Origin of the sequence: Comamonas sp. Z3 (genome assembly GCF_008121565.1) — a bacterium.
In the GTDB taxonomy this organism is placed as follows: domain Bacteria; phylum Pseudomonadota; class Gammaproteobacteria; order Burkholderiales; family Burkholderiaceae_C; genus Comamonas; species Comamonas brasiliensis.
Window position 1 is genome coordinate 304436 of the sequence record NZ_VOQU01000007.1, and the last position, 16868, is coordinate 321303.

A 16868-nucleotide genomic window follows, 5' to 3' on the forward strand; every position below is an offset into this window, starting at 1 on the left:
AGCAATTGCTCTCAAGCGGCCCCATTACTTATCTGATTCAAGCCCTCTGCCCGGTGCCCCCTTGGCACCGTGGGCGGCTGCACCCGGCTCAAGTCCTTTGGCGGGATTCGAGCCGGGGCTTGTCTGCGCCTTCAGCCCATCCCCAAGGCCCGGGTCCGGCCTTGCGCTGCTGTGTTTCTCGTCGGTTTGCCTTCAGGCATCTTTTTTCAACGGTTCAAGGAGACATGAATGACTACAAGAAAAATGGCTTTCAATGCGCTGAGCGCTCTCGCATGCACGCTGGCGCCGCTGGCGGCTTCGGCGCAATCGTCGGTGCAGGTCTACGGCGTGGTGGATATGGCCGTATCCAACTACCGCGGTGCGGGCGCGGGCTCGCGCCAGATGCTGACCTCCAGTGGCAACCAGGCCAGCCGTCTGGGCTTTCGGGGCCGCGAAGATCTCGGCAGCGGTCTGGCCGCCGGCTTTGATCTGGAAGCGGGCCTCAATACCGACAACGGTACCGGCCAGGCCTCCAACACCAACAACCAGCCCTCAGGGGCAGGCAGCGGCAACGGCCTGAGCTTCAACCGCAAGTCCCTGGTCTATCTGCAGAGCAAGCAATGGGGTGAGGTGCGCCTGGGCCGCGACTATGTGCCCGCCTTCTGGAACATGTTCAACTACGACCCCTTTCGCCTGGGCGTAGGCATGAGCCTGCATGTGCTGCACGGCACGACGGTGACGGGCTTTCGCGCGTCGAACAGCATTGGCTACCTCTCGCCCGGCTGCTCCAGCTCCAGCTGCAAGGGCCTGTTCTATCAATTGATGACGGCATTCGGCGAAAACGATGCCGGCCCCAACCGCCAGGACGGCCGCGTCTATGGTGCACGCCTGGGTTATGGTGGTGATAACTGGGATGCAGCCGTCGCCATCACGACCACCAAGAACCGCGCCGCCGACGATTACAGGCAGATCAATGCCGCCGCCTCCTACCTCTGGGAGGGCCACCGCCTCATGGTTCTGGCTGCCGATCACCGCACCGGCAACCGCCTGGCAGGCCTGGACAACGCCAACCATGTGCGCTACTGGCAGCTGGGCGCCATCTGGAAGGTCGGCAACGACAACATCCCCATGAGCTTCATGCGCCTGAGCCGCAATGACAACAGCGGCAGCAGCTCCAACAAGTACGCCGTGGGCTATGTGCACAACCTCTCCAAACGCACTGCCCTCTACGGCACCTATGCCTATGTGGACAACCGCGGCAGCATCAACCTGCCGGTGGCCACGGGCGCTCTGCAGGGCCCGATCCCGGTCGCTGGCGGCAATGCCTCGGGCTTTGACATCGGCATTCGCCACACGTTCTGAGTCCAATCCATGGCAACCGGCGTCTGCCGGTTGCCGATTTCCGGTCTCTGGCCAGAGGGCATCAATCCTCAAACCATAGAAGAAGGCCCGCAGAGAAAATCTGCGGGCCTTCTTCATCGCACACAAGCGCTCGATGGTTTACCAGCAGTTGTCAGGCGGTTTGAGCCAGAGCAGTCCCTCCCTGACCAGGACTTCGTGCAGAGGAATCGTCATCTGCGGCGATGCCGTGCACTTGCCGCTGCGGATATCGAACTTGAGTCCATGCGCGGGGCAACTCAGCACATGAGCATCGCAATTTCCGCCTGCCATGGAGGCACCCGCATGCGGGCAGCTGTTCTCCAAGGCATAGAACTCGCCTTCGACATTCAGCAGCAAGATGCTCTGACCACCAGGCGTGAAGACCAGCTTTCGCCCGCCAGGCGGCAAATCCCGCACGGCGCCGGCAGCCAGCAATGCAGTATCAGGCGAAGATGCTGTCGGCAACACGGGCATGCTCCATGGCGCGCAGCAGCTCCGCAGGCGCCACCGCGCCCGTCACCTGCAGACGCCGGTTGAACACTATATGCGGCACGCCGCCGGTATGGCTGGCCTCGCTTTGGTAGCGCAGCGCATCAAAGCGGGAAGGATTCCAGTCCAGTGCTGCCGAGTACGCCAGCTGCTGCAACACCATGACCGAGCCTATATCGCGGCCCTGCACAAAGTAGGCGGCAAAGATGGACTCCACAAAGCGGATCATGGACTCACCATCGAGCAGAGTCTGGGCGTAGTTGACCAACGCGCAAACCAGGCGCGTGCTGGGGAAGGTCTCAATCAGCGCATGATTGATCTGCAGGCCCGCCGCGTGGGCCGCCGAGCGCACCTGGGCACGGCGAACCTCCACGGCCCTGGGGCCGCCGAGCCGGGCTTCGTAGAAGGCCTGATAAGGCACTCCATGCTCCGGGATCTGGGGCTGCAGAGTGTCGGCATGCCAATGGATTGCAAGCTGCTGGTCGGGATATCTGGCCAGCAGCATCTCACGGGCGGCCAGCAGATTGCGCAGACCGATCCAGCACCAGGGGCAGATCAGGTCCAGCGAAAAGTCGACCTGCAGTGTCGTTGCAGCAGAGCTTTGAGTCATGGCATTTATTTCTTTGGGCAATCATCGGAGTTGATGCAAAAAAGGGCTGAATGGCTCAGCCCTTTTCATACCGAAGTGCTGCCTTCGATATCTCAGAGCGTGAAGATGGCCGATCCCACAATCTTGCGGGCTTCCAGGTCGCGGTGAGCCTGCGCGGCGTCTTCCAGCGCATAGCGCTTGCTGATGTCCACCTTGATACGGCCTTCGGCCACATGGGCGAACAGCTCGTTGGCCAGCTCTGCACGCTCCGTGGGGTCGGCGATGTAATGCGCCGATGCGGGACGGGTCAGGAAGAGCGAGCCCTTGCCTGCCAGAGTCTGTGGGTTGAATGGCGCAATGGAGCCTGAAGCCGTGCCCAGACAGACCATCAGACCGCGCACCTTCAGGCTGTTGAGCGAGCCCTCGAAAGTGTCCTTGCCCACGCTGTCGAAGACGGCATTCACGCCCACGCCATCGGTCAGCTCACGCACGCGCTTGGCCACGTCTTCATGGCTGTAGTTGATGGTGTGAACGCAGCCGTTGGCCTTGGCCACTTCGGCCTTGGCATCGCTGGAGACGGTGCCGATCACGTTCAGGCCTTCCAGCTTTGCCCACTGCGACACCAGCAGACCCACGCCACCGGCTGCAGCATGCAGCAAGATGGTGTCGCCCTGCTTGAAGTCCCAGATGCGGCGCATCAGGTAAGCCGCAGTCAGTCCACGCATGGTGATGGCTGCTGCGGTTTCAAAGCTGATGTTGTCAGGCAGACGGATCAGGGGGGCAGCAGAAATCAGGCGCTCCGTGGCGTAAGCGCCGATGGTGTTGAGTGCGCCGGTATAGGTCACGCGGTCGCCGACCTTGAAATCCGTCACGCCGTCGCCCACGGCCGTGATCGTGCCGCAAGCCTCGCTGCCCACGCCTGCGGGCAAAGGAGCGGGATACAGACCGGAGCGGAAATAGGTATCGGCAAAGTTCAAGGCCACAGCGCCCTGCTTGAGGCGGACCTGACCCGGACCGGGTTGGCCGACTTCAATGTCTTCCTGTCGCAACACCTCGGGGCCGCCAACTTCGTGATAACGGATTACTTTAGCCATACAAACTCCCAGTCAGATACCAATCGAAAGGTGATACGGCACACGCCCTCACCTCGAACAGAATCGATACAAATCAATGGCTTAGACCATATCTCCGCTATCTCTCCATTCAGACTGGACTGAATTTATGGGAGTTCGTCTCCAGGACATTTCCCGAGAGCGCCGCTCTCTTGTCTTTACGCGACACCACGGGTAAATACCAGGCGCAAAAAGTTAACTACAAAGTTTCTCTTTGATTGAAAGCTTGCCGCAAGCGTTGGCCACCATATTGCGCGTCTGCGACTGCGGCAAGCCCGTCCCAGCCTCTAGAATCATTCCGTTTACGTAAACGTCAAACCAATGCGAGGGCCTGGCATTCTTGCCAGGCGCCGGACATGAAGTCGAGGGAAGCCCCTGCCATCCGTGGCAGGCAACTTCCCCAACAATCCAAGGCACAACCCAGGTCTGGCAGCCAGCCGGGCCAGCATTCGAGGAAACAGAGACGATGACCTATAAAGCGCCCATCAAAGACATGCTGTTCGACATGGAGCATCTGGCCCAGATCGAGCAAGTCGCCCAGATTCCCGGCTTTGAAGACGCGGGGCTGGAGACCGCGCAGGCCGTTCTCGAAGAATGCGCCAAGCTTTGCGAAGGCGTGGTCGCGCCCCTGAATGTGCCAGGCGATGTCAACCCCTCGTCCTTCAAGGACGGCGTCGTCACCACCACGCCCGGCTTTGCCGATGCCTTCAAGCAGTACGCCGAAGGCGGCTGGCAGGGCCTGCAGCACCCAGCCGACTTTGGCGGCCAGGGCCTGCCCAAGACCATTGGTGCGGCCTGCATCGAGATGCTCAACAGCGCCAACCTGAGCTTTGCGCTGTGCCCGCTGCTGACCGACGGTGCCATCGAGGCACTGCTCACTGCAGGCAGCGATGCACTCAAGTCCACCTACCTGGAAAAGCTGGTGACCGGTGAGTGGACCGGCACCATGAATCTGACCGAGCCCCAGGCCGGCTCCGACCTGGCCCTGGTGCGCACCAGGGCCGAGCCTCAGGGTGATGGCAGCTACAAGGTCTTCGGCACCAAGATCTTCATCACCTATGGCGAGCACGATATGGCGGACAACATCGTCCACCTGGTCCTGGCCCGCGTGGCCGGCGCCCCCGAAGGCGTCAAGGGGATCAGCCTGTTTGTCGTGCCCAAGTTCCTGGTGAACCAGGACGGCTCCTTGGGCAAGCGCAATGATGTGCACTGCGTCAGCATCGAGCACAAGATGGGCATCAAGGCCTCGCCCACGGCCGTGCTGCAATTTGGCGACAACGGGGGAGCCATCGGCTACCTCGTGGGCGAAGAGAACCGCGGTCTCGAATACATGTTCATCATGATGAACGCCGCCCGCTATGCCGTGGGCCTGCAGGGCCTGGCCGTGGCCGAGCGGGCCTACCAGCACGCCGTGGCCTATGCCAAGGAACGCGTTCAAAGCCGCCCCGTCGACGGCTCGGTCAAGGCCAGCGCCACCATCATCCACCACCCCGATGTGCGCCGCATGCTGATGACCATGCGTGCCAGCAACGAAGGCTGTCGCGCCATGGCCACCGCGGCCGCTGCCGCCTACGATGCCGCCCACCACCACCCGGACGCCGAAGTGCGCCAGGCCAACCAGACCTTCTATGAATTCATGGTGCCGCTGGTCAAGGGCTACAGCACCGAAATGAGCCTGGAAGTCACCAGCCTGGGGGTGCAGGTGCATGGCGGCATGGGCTTCATCGAGGAAACCGGCGCCGCCCAGTACTACCGCGACGCCAAGATCCTGACCATCTATGAGGGCACGACCGCCATCCAGGCCAATGACCTGGTCGGCCGCAAGACCGCACGTGATGGCGGCCTGACCGCCAAGGCGATTGCCGCCCAGATCGAAAAGACCGAAGCCGCCCTCCATGCCAGCGGCACCGATACGGCCAAGGCGGTCGCCAGGAATCTGGCCCAGGCCCGTCAGGCCTTTGTGCAGGTGGTGGACTTCATCGTGGCCCAGGCCAAGGCCGACCCCAATGCGGCCTATGCGGGCAGCGTCCCCTATCTGATGCTCACCGGCAATCTGGTCGCCGGCTGGCAGCTGGGCCGCTCGGTGCTGGCTGCGCAGGAGCTGCTGGCCAAGGGCCAGGACACGGCCTTCATGCAGGCCAAGCTGGCCACGGCCCGGTTCTATGCCGAACATATCCTGACCCGGGTACCCGGCCAGGCCGATGCCGTGATCAACGGCGCGGCCAGCGTGATGGCATTGCCCATGGATCTGTTCTGATCCTGCACCTGAAGGCGGGGCGGCAACGCCCTGCCTCATCATGAAATGCATGGAAATAGCGGCTGGCGCCTATGGATAAAGCGCTGGCCGCTACTTTTTTGAATCTCTACAACGCACCTGCCAGGACTTGCGCAAACAAGAATGCAGCAACGGCCTGCCCCCTGCGGCAGTCATCCTGCCTGAACCCGTTTTTGCGTAGATCGTAATTACGTTACTGCCTGCTCTACCCAGGCCTGCGCCAGCTGGGTTTGGGTACTGCGCGCTTGAGTGAGCTTTTCGCGCAACTGCTGGCACAGGGCGCGTAGCTCGGTGACACGGGCGACGATGCGGGATTGTTCGGCGAGGGGGGGCAGACCAATTTTTGCCATATTCACATCCTCACGACCAATACCAGGGATCGCAATTCCAACCGTCTTTTCTTGGAAAAAATTCCCCATTGTCTCCAGAAATATATAAACAAAATCTGAATTAACCATAAGTGGTCGAATTGCCATCAACTGCCGACTGATAGCAATTTCATCTTGCGAAACAATATTCAATTTACCAACCCCTGATCCCTTAACTGTAATCAATATATCTCCCATTATTGAAACAGACCTTCTCTCATTAGTTGATCGAGATGGCGTCGGATATTTTTCTCCAAACTCTGCAGGACCAGTCAAATAAGGTATTTCATCACTTAAGCCCTCCACATATTCACTTGGCCCTAGATGCTGCCCCGAAATCAGCTCAATCAAGTCGCCGAGTGCAACATCGACCCAACCATTTCTACCGACTATTATTTCTGGCTCCGCTAACTGCTTTATTTTTTTTAGTAGTCCAGCCGCTGCAAGGCCACTTCTTTCCGCTTGAATTTTTGCATAGAGCTCGCTCGCAGGTTCATCGCTAGGATCCTGCTCCACCAGCAGGCCGCGCACTGCGAGTTGAAGAATGGTTTGCTCCAGCGCGTCCACGGCTTCGGGGCGGTCGATGAGCAGGTCAAAGTATTGGGCCAGGCGCTGCCAGTGGCACGCCAGCTCTTGCGCGCTTTGGGTTTGGGTGAGGCTATCCAGCAAGGCTTGCAGCAGTTGCTGGTGCTGGGTGTGCTCCAGCCGGCCTTTTTCCTCCAGCGCATCGCACAGGCGCATCAGTTCTTCGACGCGGGTGACAATGCGGGATTGTTCGGCGAGGGGTGGCAATGAAACAGGCAACGCAAGAACCACCTCGCGAGACACATTCTTCATCGAACTACTCGTACCAGATGAATTTGCTGCGTAGTGCATACGGGAAAATATAGAATTATTAACCAAGTTGATGAATGCTCGATTAATTTGACTAGATATATCTAGCCTGATGATTTTGTCACTCAACATCAGTTTGGGCTCGGTTTTAACCACTAGCACTGAACGAGCAACTAAATCCGCTGTATTTGCCCTCGAAAGAAGGAAGTCACCATTTTTAACTTCGTACTCAGGTTTCGACTGTAGGTCTGGTGGTAGCTCTTTATTTGCCGCTGAATCAAACTTTCCCCAAGAAACGGCACTAACCTTTAATACACCCCAGTTTCCATCACGGCGTGGTGTACTTATACAAGAGGGACTCCAGCCGGCTTCGCTAGCATTTACTACCGTCCCCAACCTCACCCACTCCCACCCCACCGGCAATTCAAATGGCTTTTCTTCTCCCCTGATTGCCGCCAGCGGCTTGTCCTTTTTTATCTTCCCTTCCGCAATCAGCCGGTCTTTTTCCACCCGAATCTTTTTGAGCAGTTCGCTGGCGGGTTCATCATTGGCATCCTGCGTCACCAGCTTGCCTTGCACGGCCAGCGTCAAGATCAGCTCTCGCAAGCGGGCCACGCCGCCGGGGGCCTGGGCGGTGGTGGCGAAGAGTTGATCAAAGTTTGGTAGCAGCTTGCGCTGGTCATTACTGGTATTCAGCATGGTTTGACCTTGAAATCCTTATCTATCAAGCGCTAGCAGCTATCACTTCTGCGATGCCGCAACAGCTCCACCCGCCAGGGACTGGGCCAGCATGGCTTGCAACTGGTTGCGCAATGCCTGCGCATCGGCCTGCAACTGGGTGTATTGCGCTAGCAGTTCGTCAGGGTCATGGTTGACTTGCTCGCCCACATGGGGGTTTTTCTGGTCCAGGTTCCAGTTGGCGGCGCGCAAGGTGTCGATGCTTACCCTCCATGCCTGCTCATTGCCTTCGCGGCTGGCGTAGCCGTCTGCGGCGCTGCCCCACCAGGCTTTTTCTGCATCAAACTCCTTGATGTTGATGGGCTTGGTTTTGTTGTAGTTTTTCACGCCCACAGGGTATGGGTGCTCGTAGTACCAGACGTCTTGCGTAGGCTGGCCCTTGGCGAAGAACAGGATATTGGTCTTGATGCCGGTGTAGGGATTGAACACGCCATTGGGCAGGCGCACGATGGTGTGCAAGTTGCACTCGGTGAGCAGCTTTTCCTTGATGCGGCTTTTGCTGCCTTCGCCAAACAAAAAGCCGTCGGGCAGCACCACGGCGGCACGACCACCGTCCTTGAGCAGCTTCATGATGAGAATCATGAACAGGTCGGCCGTTTCGCGGCTGCGCAGGTCGGCAGGAAAGCCGTCTTCAATACCGGGCTCTTCCGTTCCGCCAAAGGGCGGATTGGTGAGGATGACGTCCACCTGGTCGGCCCGGCCGTAGTCGCGCAGCGGGCGGCTCAAGGTGTTGTCGTTCTTGATCTGGCTGGGCACTTCAATGCCGTGCAGCATGAGGTTGGTCACACACAGGCTGTGGGGCAGCGGCTTTTTTTCCACGCCGCGCACGGCTGTTTGCAGCAGGGCCTGCTGCTCGGGCGTCTGGGCTTGCTGGCGCAAATGCTCGATGGCGCAGACCAGAAAGCCGCCGGTGCCGGTGGCGGGGTCCATGACGGTTTCGCCCAGCTGGGGGTTGACGATATCGGTCATGAACTGGGTGACGGCGCGGGGCGTGTAGAACTCGCCCGCATTGCCTGCGGCCTGCAGGTCTTTGAGCAGCTTTTCGTACAGGTCGTTGAACTGGTGGCGCTCGGCCTGGCGGTTGAAGTCGATGACGGCCAGCTTGTTGATGACCTGGCGCAGCAGGTGGCCGCTTTTCATGTAGTTGTAGGTGTCGTCGAACACGCTGCGCAGCACATAGGCGCGCGGGTTTTGCTCGATGCTGCCGGGCAGGTTGGCGAGCGTGGGGATGAGCTGGTTGTCCACAAAGTCCAGCAAGGCCTCGCCCGTCATGCCTTCTTCGTCAGCGGCCCAGTTGCGCCAGCGCAGTGCTTCGGGGATGGCGCTTTGGTAGTTGTCTTTGGTGAACTCCAGCTCTTCTTCCAGGGCATCAAACACCTTGAGGAACAGCAGCCAGGTCAATTGGGACAGCCGCTGGGCATCTCCATCCACCCCGCTGTCCTGGCGCATGGTGTCTTGGATGGATTTGATGATGGATGACAGATTGGACATGCTGCGAACTCTGGGTATCTGAATAAAAAATACTGCCCACGCTTTTCAGAAAAGCGTGGGCAGCTATACATTTTGCAGGCTTATGGATGGCCTGGCTGGTAGATGGCTTGGCCCAGGTGGGCGATGGCAGCCTGGTAATTGAGCTTGGAGCCGCCAAAGCTCTTGATCAACTCCACTGGCGAGCCCATCTGGCTCAATGGCTGGACCTTGAGCACATCGGTATTTTCAATGGCAGCAATGCCCTCGTCTGCGTACTTGTCGATCAAAGCGTCCAGCACCTTGCGGGCGGTCTCACCGTACTTGGCGTAGATGCCATCGTCGTGCAGCTTCTTCCTGGCCCGTCTGGCGCGTTCACTGCGGGTGAGTATGGGCTGGTCATAGGCGACGTGCAGCAGCACATCGAACGGGTCAGCCCCTTGCAGGCTGCTGCCGTCGCCTTTTTCCTGTGACAGCTCTTCGGTCAGCACATCGAGCAGCACGCCGTGGTGCTGCAGTTCCTCGATCAAGGCCTGCTTGCGGTCGGCGCTGCTCCAGGCCTGCATAAAGGCGTCCAGCGATTCGTATTTTTTGGCCAGGTTGATGCGGGTGAAGTCGCGCAGGCTTTCCGTGACCAGCTTGCCGTTGGCGTCCAGGTATTGCACGCGCTCACGGGCAATGGCCACGGTGACGCGGCCGCCGATCTGGTATTTGCGGGGCTTGTCCGTGCCGCCTGCCGCGCCAGCGCTACCACCAGTCCCGTCACCATAGACGCCTGCCGGGTCCTTGGTGTTGCCGGCCGGCACAGAGCTTCCGTCACCCTGGCCATCGCCATCCGCGTCTGGCAACCAGCTGTCGCCGTCGATCACGGTGCTTTCATCATCCGCGGGCGGCGGTGGTGGTGGCACCACATCGTCATCACCCGTGGGCTGGTAGATCTGCACGGGCTCACCGTCAAAGTCCTTGTCGGCAAACAGCTCTGTGGCACGCTTGAAATCCAAAATCGTGAAGAACTGCTTGCCATGCTCTTCGTTCAACCGCGTGCCGCGCCCAATGATTTGCTTGAACAGCGTCATGGACTTGATGTTCTGATCCAGAACCACGAGCTTGCAGGTCTGGGCATCCACACCAGTGCTCATCAGCTTGCTGGTGACGGCAATCACAGGGTCTGGACTGTCAGGGTCGATGAAGTTGTCCAGCTCGCGCTTGCCTACCTCGTTGTCGCCAGTGATCTGCATCACATATTTGTGGCGGGTCGCGCAGATGTCTTTGTTGGCCTGCGCCAGCGCGGCCGTCATGCGCTGGGCGTGGTCCACGTCTTCGCAGAAGACAATGGTTTTGGCGTTGCGGTCTGTGCCCTTGAGGTATTCGGTGATTTTGCCCGCCACCACGCGGTCGCGCAGGCCCAGCACCAGGTTGCGGTTCATGTCGGCCGCGTTGTAAATGCGGTCTTCAATGGGGTGTCCGTTGTCGTCCAGCATGCCCTTGGGGGGCCGCCAGCCAAAGGTGTCACGATCCAGATCGACGCGCACGACTTTGTAAGGGGCCAGAAAGCCGTCCTCAATGCCTTCCTTGAGGGTGTAGGTGTAGACGGGCTCGCCAAAGTAGTGGATGTTGGAGGCATCTTCGGTTTCTTTAGGCGTAGCCGTCAGCCCCACCTGGGTAGCACTGCTGAAGTAGTCCAGAATCTCGCGCCATGCCGAATCTTCATTGGCACTGCCACGGTGGCATTCGTCAATGATGATGAGGTCAAAAAAGTCGGGGCTGAACTGTTTGTACACATCATCCGCACCGCTCTTGCCGGTAACGGCCTGGTACAGGCCCAGATACACCTCATAGGCTTTGTTGACTTGCTTGCCACCTGTGCTTTTCTTGCCTTTGGTGACTGCCAGCTCCAGCTCATCCACTGTGGTGACTCCATTGGCATCCACACGCTCAATGCCCTTGGCGTTGGGGCTGAGCTTGGCCATGCCACCCTTGAAGGGCTTGAAGTCGCCCACCATGGTCTGGTCCACCAGGATGTTTCGATCGGCGAGGAACAGCACCCGCTTTTTAGCCCCGCTTTTGAGCAGGCGCCAGATGATCTGGAAGGCGGTATAAGTTTTGCCGGTGCCTGTGGCCATGACTAGCAACACACGGTTTTGCCCCGCGGCCACCGCCTCCAACGTGCGGTTGATGGCGTGCAGCTGGTAGTAGCGCGGTACACGGCCGTTGTCGCCTTGGTGGTAGGCAAAGCCATTCACACGGGTTTGTTCAGCTGACCAGCCTTTCCATTGCTGAAATAGCGCCCAAAGCCGCGCAGGTGATGGGAACTCGTCCATTCGGAGGTCGGTCAACAACTGCCCGTTGAAAAGCAAGCTGGCATCCCTGAATACAAAGCCGTCGCCGTTGCTGGCAAAGGCAAAAGGCACCCCCATGCGCTCGGCATATTCAACGGCTTGTTGCATGCCCGCGCCAACGGCATGGCAGTTATCTTTGGCCTCAATAACAGCCAAAGGCTGACCATACCGATGACACAGCAAGTAATCTGCACGCAAAACTGACTGCAGATTGCGCTGGGCTTTCTGCCCTCTGACCACAATACGCCCTGGAGCAATGGTGTACTCACGGTAGATCTGGTCCAACTCGCTCCAACCAGCATTCAGCACAGCCGGGCTGATGAATTTCGCACAAATGTCGGCTTCGCTAAGCTGCTTCTTGTCCATGCCATCCTCATTGCTTTTCACCGGGATTATGACGCGGATGTACAGGCCCTCAGTCAGGTCTCGTGGTCATATGGATTCGCAGGAATCTTCCATTTAATCCGTAGGCGTCGCCTAACTTCCCACACTCCTGCTACTTAGATAAACGAGGTGCCCTGGCGCCTCGTTTCACTTGAATCCGCAGCTTGCTGGCTCAGCGGCAGGGTGGTCCGCGCCCGCGCAGCAGCGCCATGCAATGCTGCGCATTGAGAGCTCTCGTCCTTTTGCGTGCACTCGAGGACTTACAAAGCCCCGTAAAAACCCCTATTTGCATACGAATGCAAGCCACTGAAAGTGACCTGCATACGTATGCAAAACCTCTACTGACCCACCATAGGAAGCCTGATGATCAGATATCTCAAACGCGGCAAGGAAATGCAAGTTCGAGCCGATGACGACGCCAAGGTGCGTGCCACTGTCGAAGGCATCATCAAGGATATAGAAACCCGCGGCGACGAAGCCGTGCGCGAGTACAGCCGCAAATTCGACAGCTGGGATCCACAGGATTTTCGCCTCAGCCGCGCCGAGATAGAAGCCGCCCGCAAGAGTCTCTCGGCCCGCGAGATCGAGGACATTGCCTTTGCCCAGAAGCAAGTGCGCAACTTTGCCCAGATCCAGCGCGATTCGATGAAGGACGTGGAGGTGGAAACCTATCCTGGCGTCGTTCTCGGCCACAAGCACATTCCCGTGAGCGCCGTGGGTTGCTACATCCCCGGCGGCAAGTACCCGCTGCTGGCCTCAGCCCACATGAGCGTGCTCACAGCCAAGGTGGCGGGCGTCAAGCGCGTGGTTTCCACCGCGCCACCGTTCCAGGGCAAGTCCCACCCGGCCATCGTCACCGCCATGGACATGGCCGGTGCCGACGAGATTCTGGTGCTCGGCGGTGTGCAGGCCGTGGTGGCCATGGCCGTGGGCACGCAGAGCATCGCGCCGGTGGACATGCTGGTCGGACCGGGCAATATGTTCGTTGCCGAAGCCAAGCGCCAGTTGTTCGGCCGCGTGGGCATCGACCTGTTTGCCGGCCCCACCGAGACACTGGTGATCGCTGACGATTCCGTGGATGCCGAAATCTGCGCGGTTGACCTGCTGGGCCAGGCAGAGCATGGGCCAACCAGTCCTGCGGTGCTGCTGACCACGAGCGAAAAACTCGCTCGCGACACCATGGTCGAAGTGGAGCGTCAACTCAATATCCTGCCCACCGCCGCCATCGCTGCGCAAAGCTGGGCCGAATATGGGGAGGTCATCGTCTGCGACAACGACGCGGAAATGCTGCAAGTGGCCGACGACCTGGCCTCCGAGCATGTTCAGGTAATGACGCGTGACCCCGATTTTTTCCTCAAGAATATGAGCAACTATGGCGCCCTGTTCTTGGGGCCACGTACCAACGTGAGCTTTGGCGACAAGGTGATTGGCACCAACCACACCCTGCCGACGAACAAGGCAGCGCGCTACACAGGGGGCCTGTGGGTGGGCAAGTTCCTCAAGACCTGTACCTACCAGCGCGTGATCACCAACGAAGCCAGCGCGCTGATGGGGGAATACTGCTCGCGCCTTTGTCATATGGAGAACTTCGCGGGCCACGGCGAGCAGGCCAACATCCGCGTGCGCCGCTACGGCACCCGCCCAGAAGTTCCTTGGTACCAGCCCGTGCCGGTAGATGCATGAGCATGAACGCATTGCCCCGTACCCCCAGCTTCCGGCTGGATGGCAAGCGCGCACTCGTGACAGGCGGTAGCCGCGGCATTGGTCTGGCCATTGCCGTTGCGCTGGCAGAGGCTGGTGCCACCGTCACGCTGGCTGCGCGCTCCGAGCCCGAACTGCATGAAGCCTGTGCTCGAATCAATGCCGAGATGGGTGGCAACACCTGCGACCATGTGGCGCTCGATGTCACCAACCCGCAGAGCGTGGATGCGTTGCTGGATGCCCGTGCGCCTTTCCACATTCTGGTGAACAACGCCGGCATGAACCGTCCCAAGCACCTGGTGGAGCTGGGCAACGAAGACATCGATGCCGTGCTAAACCTGAATGTGAAGGCCGCGTTCTATGTTTCGCGTGCAGTCGCGCGCAGCATGCTGAAAGTGGGGCAAGGCGGCAGCCTGATCAACGTCTCGTCGCAGATGGGCCTCGTAGGAAGCCCCAGTCGCACGCTGTATTGCGCCTCCAAACATGCGCTGGAAGGCATGACCAAGGCCTTGGCCTGGGAGCTGGGCAGGTCCGGCATCCGTGTGAACACGCTGTGTCCGACTTTCATCGAGACCGAGATGACCGCAGACATGTTCCTGCAACCGGGCTTCAAAGACTGGGTGCTTGAGCGCATTGCACTGGGGCGCCTCGGACGGACGGAGGAAATCATGGGGGCCGCCGTGTTCCTCGCCAGCGATGCCTCAAGCCTGGTCACTGGCAGCGCCCTGATGCTCGATGGAGGATGGACAGCGGCATGAAACTACAGGTAACTGCACAGGACGTTGCGCGCCTGGCGGAGGTCTCCCAATCCGCCGTCAGCCGCACCTTCACCCCCGGGGCAAGCGTCTCGGAAGACACGCGCGCCAAGGTGATTCTGGCCGCTCAGACCTTGGGTTACCGGCCCAACGCCTTGGCGCGCAGCCTCATCACCCGGCGCAGCAGGATGATCGCGCTGGTCATGAGCTATCTCGAAAATCAGTTCTATCCGCTGGTGATACAGGCGCTGTCGCAGAAATTGCAGAAGCAAGGCTACCACGTGCTCATGTTCATCAGCGAGATGGACGAAGCCGATGCCGTACTCACCGACATCCTGCAGTATCAGGTGGACGGCGTGGTGATGGCATCCACCGTGCTGTCCCCTGCCCTGACCAAGACCTGCACCGATGCGGGCGTGCCAGTGGTGATGTTCAACCGCGTGCCTGATACGGGTGGGTTTGCCCGCCCTACCACCAGCTCAGTCACCTCGGATAACTACCGTGGTGGTCGCATGGTGGCGGAGCTGCTCGTGTCTCGTGGCTACCGAAAACTCGCATTTCTGGCAGGCCTAGAAAATTCCTCCACCAACCTCGATCGCGAACGCGGCTTTCTGGATGCCCTGGAGGAAGCCGGGCTTTCGCTGCACAGCCGCGCCGTCGGCAACTTCAGTTTCGAAGGCGCTCAGCAAGCCACACGGGATCTGTTCGCCGATGCGCGACACAGGCCCGAGGCGGTCTTCGTCGCCAACGACCACATGGCCATCGCCGCCATGGACGTACTGCGCCAGGAACTCGGCTTGCGCGTTCCGCAAGACGTGGCCGCTGTGGGCTTCGACGATGTTCCTCAGGCCGCCTGGGGCGCCTACCAGCTCACCACCGTGGTTCAAAGCGTGGAGGACATGGTCAGTGCCACGGTGACACTGCTGCACGAGCAGATGCAGGGCGAAGTCAACCCACGCAATGTGGTCATACCCGCCCGCCTGGTGGAGCGTGCCACCGTCGGTCGCGTGCCAGCCTGAAATCCATTGAACACCGCAGAGATACCGCTCTCAGAGCACCACTCACAACAACGATCCTACGATCCAGAGAGAGACCCCGTGAAAACAGCATCTCCTTTCAATTTTTCCTCGCTCAAACGCCGCACCATCCTGCTGGCAGCCCAGACCGCTTTGGCCTGCAGCAGCCTTGCCTCCTGGACGAGCCATGCGAAGAGCATGGCGACACCGGCAGGACTCGATGGCTATCCGCACAACGGCCGCGTGGTCATCATTGTGCCGTTCGCGCCCGGTGGCGCAACAGACATCATCGCCCGATTGGTGGCCGATGAGCTCGGCAAGCGCTGGGGCACCGCCGTGGTGGTAGACAACAAACCCGGCGCTGGCGGCGGCATCGGTACGGAATATGTGGCCCGTGCCAAGGGCGATGGCTACACACTACTGCTGGGCACGCAGACGGCGCTGGCCGTCAATCCGGTGCTGCTCAAGAAGGTTGGCTACAACGTCGACAAGGATTTCGCCCCCATCACCGAACTGGCCGATACACCACTGGTGCTGCTGGCCAGCAAGAAGTCCGGTGCCACGAACGTGCAGGAACTGAGCACGGTCATCAAATCCAAACCAGACGCGATCTCCTACGGCAGCAGCGGCAACGGCACATCGCAGCACCTTACTGCACTGATGATGCTCGAGCGCATCGGCGGCAAGGCCGTGCATGTGCCCTACAAGGGAAGCAGCCAGTCGTTAGTGGACTTGGCGGGCAACCAGATAGACATGCAGTTCGACAATATGGCTACGGCGCTCGCTTTTGCCAAGAACGGCCAGGCCAAAGCGCTTGCCATCACCAGCCTCAAGCGTTCGCCGCTGCAACCCGATCTGCCCACACTGAGCGAAGCCGGTGTGCCAGGCTTCGAAGCGGTGACCTGGCTCGGCCTGCTGGCCCCAGCCGCCACGCCCGCACCTGTGGTGCAGTATCTGAACAAGGAAGTGGTGAGCATTCTGAACACTGCATCCGTACAGGAGCGGCTTGCCGCCCAGGGTTTCGCCGCCCGCTCGATGTCCAGCGACAACTTCAGAAAGTTCATCCGGGATGAAACCGTCAAGTTCGACAAACTCATCAAGTCCAACAATCTGACCATTGATTGAGCCAAACCTTATTCCATGCGCCCCTCGATCTCATCAGCTCCCTGCGCGATATCGATGCACCCCGCCGCATCCGCAATGCACTGCAACTGGCCATGAACAGGACCGCCCTCTTCGACAGCTGCATTGCGGCCGCGCTAAAGCCCCGCCCCTCTATTGCGGGCATTACAGGCACGACACACCGCCGTGGTGCTCGAGTCGCCGTGTCTTGCGCAATTGGAACACTGCATCGCTCTCATCCAGCCTGCCAGCTCAGCCTGCACATGTCTCGGACAGCCATGCTCGACGCCGATGAGATCCACTGAACACAATACCAAGCG

The 16868-nt window shown here is 59.7% G+C and carries 12 protein-coding genes; 6 read left to right on the plus strand and 6 right to left on the minus strand.

Annotation, left to right across the window (positions count from 1 at the left end; genetic code table 11):
- Positions 1 to 228 precede the first annotated feature (228 nt).
- Entirely contained in the window at positions 229 to 1341 is a 1113-nt protein-coding gene (locus FSY59_RS21145; RefSeq protein WP_255439625.1) for a porin, read from the plus strand.
- A gap of 138 nt (positions 1342 to 1479) precedes the next feature.
- Here FSY59_RS21145 and FSY59_RS21150 read toward each other — a convergent pair whose 3' ends face one another.
- The 3 genes from FSY59_RS21150 to FSY59_RS21160 form a co-directional block, all read right to left on the minus strand.
- Positions 1480 to 1833: a Rieske (2Fe-2S) protein gene (locus FSY59_RS21150; protein WP_050874111.1), complete on the minus strand. Its 354-nt coding sequence runs from the start codon at positions 1831 to 1833 to the stop codon at positions 1480 to 1482.
- Positions 1802 to 2458 (minus strand): DsbA family protein, encoded by a 657-nt coding sequence (locus FSY59_RS21155; protein ID WP_148729610.1) that lies wholly within the window; start codon positions 2456 to 2458, stop codon positions 1802 to 1804. Before FSY59_RS21155 ends, FSY59_RS21150 begins: the two co-directional genes overlap by 32 nt.
- Positions 2459 to 2550: 92 nt before the next feature.
- Positions 2551 to 3531: a quinone oxidoreductase gene (locus tag FSY59_RS21160; protein WP_019042837.1), complete on the minus strand. Its 981-nt coding sequence runs from the start codon at positions 3529 to 3531 to the stop codon at positions 2551 to 2553.
- Between the two features lie 484 nt (positions 3532 to 4015).
- Here FSY59_RS21160 and FSY59_RS21165 point away from each other — a divergent pair, with 484 nt between their 5' ends.
- A complete protein-coding gene (locus tag FSY59_RS21165) occupies positions 4016 to 5806 on the plus strand; it encodes an acyl-CoA dehydrogenase (protein ID WP_148729611.1) in 1791 nt (596 codons plus the stop codon).
- A 206-nt stretch (positions 5807 to 6012) separates the two neighbouring features.
- On the opposite strand, the gene FSY59_RS21170 is transcribed toward FSY59_RS21165, so the two are convergent.
- From FSY59_RS21170 to hsdR, 3 genes are all read right to left on the minus strand, one after another.
- Positions 6013 to 7725 (minus strand): restriction endonuclease subunit S, encoded by a 1713-nt coding sequence (locus FSY59_RS21170; RefSeq protein ID WP_148729612.1) that lies wholly within the window; start codon positions 7723 to 7725, stop codon positions 6013 to 6015.
- A 42-nt stretch (positions 7726 to 7767) separates the two neighbouring features.
- Complete coding sequence (locus FSY59_RS21175; protein ID WP_148729613.1) at positions 7768 to 9255, minus strand: class I SAM-dependent DNA methyltransferase; 1488 nt, start codon at positions 9253 to 9255, stop codon at positions 7768 to 7770.
- 80 nt (positions 9256 to 9335) lie between these two features.
- Positions 9336 to 11936, minus strand: a complete 2601-nt coding sequence (hsdR, locus tag FSY59_RS21180) for an EcoAI/FtnUII family type I restriction enzme subunit R (RefSeq protein ID WP_148729614.1) — start codon at positions 11934 to 11936, stop codon at positions 9336 to 9338.
- 381 nt (positions 11937 to 12317) lie between these two features.
- On the opposite strand from hsdR, the gene hisD reads away from it, so the two are divergent.
- From hisD to FSY59_RS21200, 4 genes are all read left to right on the plus strand, one after another.
- Positions 12318 to 13637: a histidinol dehydrogenase gene (gene hisD, locus FSY59_RS21185; protein ID WP_148729615.1), complete on the plus strand. Its 1320-nt coding sequence runs from the start codon at positions 12318 to 12320 to the stop codon at positions 13635 to 13637.
- Between the two features lie 2 nt (positions 13638 to 13639).
- The gene (locus FSY59_RS21190) at positions 13640 to 14413 is read left to right on the plus strand and encodes an SDR family NAD(P)-dependent oxidoreductase (RefSeq protein WP_148729616.1); all 774 of its coding nucleotides are present in this window, start codon (positions 13640 to 13642) and stop codon (positions 14411 to 14413) included.
- On the plus strand, positions 14410 to 15429 hold the full coding sequence (locus FSY59_RS21195; RefSeq protein ID WP_148729617.1) for a LacI family DNA-binding transcriptional regulator: 1020 nt from the start codon (positions 14410 to 14412) through the stop codon (positions 15427 to 15429). The genes FSY59_RS21190 and FSY59_RS21195 overlap by 4 nt, the downstream gene beginning before the upstream one ends.
- A 78-nt stretch (positions 15430 to 15507) precedes the next feature.
- The gene (locus tag FSY59_RS21200; RefSeq protein WP_255439626.1) at positions 15508 to 16551 is read left to right on the plus strand and encodes a tripartite tricarboxylate transporter substrate binding protein; all 1044 of its coding nucleotides are present in this window, start codon (positions 15508 to 15510) and stop codon (positions 16549 to 16551) included.
- Positions 16552 to 16868 lie beyond the last annotated feature (317 nt).

Excerpts from the sequence above, each read along its gene's own strand:
- FSY59_RS21145 (WP_255439625.1), top strand. The coding sequence starts at position 229 with ATGACTACAAGAAAAATGGCTTTCAATGCGCTGAGCGCTCTCGCATGC.
- FSY59_RS21150 (WP_050874111.1), bottom strand. The coding sequence starts at position 1,833 with ATGCCCGTGTTGCCGACAGCATCTTCGCCTGATACTGCATTGCTGGCT.
- FSY59_RS21155 (WP_148729610.1), bottom strand. The coding sequence starts at position 2,458 with ATGACTCAAAGCTCTGCTGCAACGACACTGCAGGTCGACTTTTCGCTG.
- FSY59_RS21160 (WP_019042837.1), bottom strand. The coding sequence starts at position 3,531 with ATGGCTAAAGTAATCCGTTATCACGAAGTTGGCGGCCCCGAGGTGTTG.
- FSY59_RS21165 (WP_148729611.1), top strand. The coding sequence starts at position 4,016 with ATGACCTATAAAGCGCCCATCAAAGACATGCTGTTCGACATGGAGCAT.
- FSY59_RS21170 (WP_148729612.1), bottom strand. The coding sequence starts at position 7,725 with ATGCTGAATACCAGTAATGACCAGCGCAAGCTGCTACCAAACTTTGAT.
- FSY59_RS21175 (WP_148729613.1), bottom strand. The coding sequence starts at position 9,255 with ATGTCCAATCTGTCATCCATCATCAAATCCATCCAAGACACCATGCGC.
- hsdR (WP_148729614.1), bottom strand. The coding sequence starts at position 11,936 with ATGGACAAGAAGCAGCTTAGCGAAGCCGACATTTGTGCGAAATTCATC.
- hisD (WP_148729615.1), top strand. The coding sequence starts at position 12,318 with ATGATCAGATATCTCAAACGCGGCAAGGAAATGCAAGTTCGAGCCGAT.
- FSY59_RS21190 (WP_148729616.1), top strand. The coding sequence starts at position 13,640 with ATGAACGCATTGCCCCGTACCCCCAGCTTCCGGCTGGATGGCAAGCGC.
- FSY59_RS21195 (WP_148729617.1), top strand. The coding sequence starts at position 14,410 with ATGAAACTACAGGTAACTGCACAGGACGTTGCGCGCCTGGCGGAGGTC.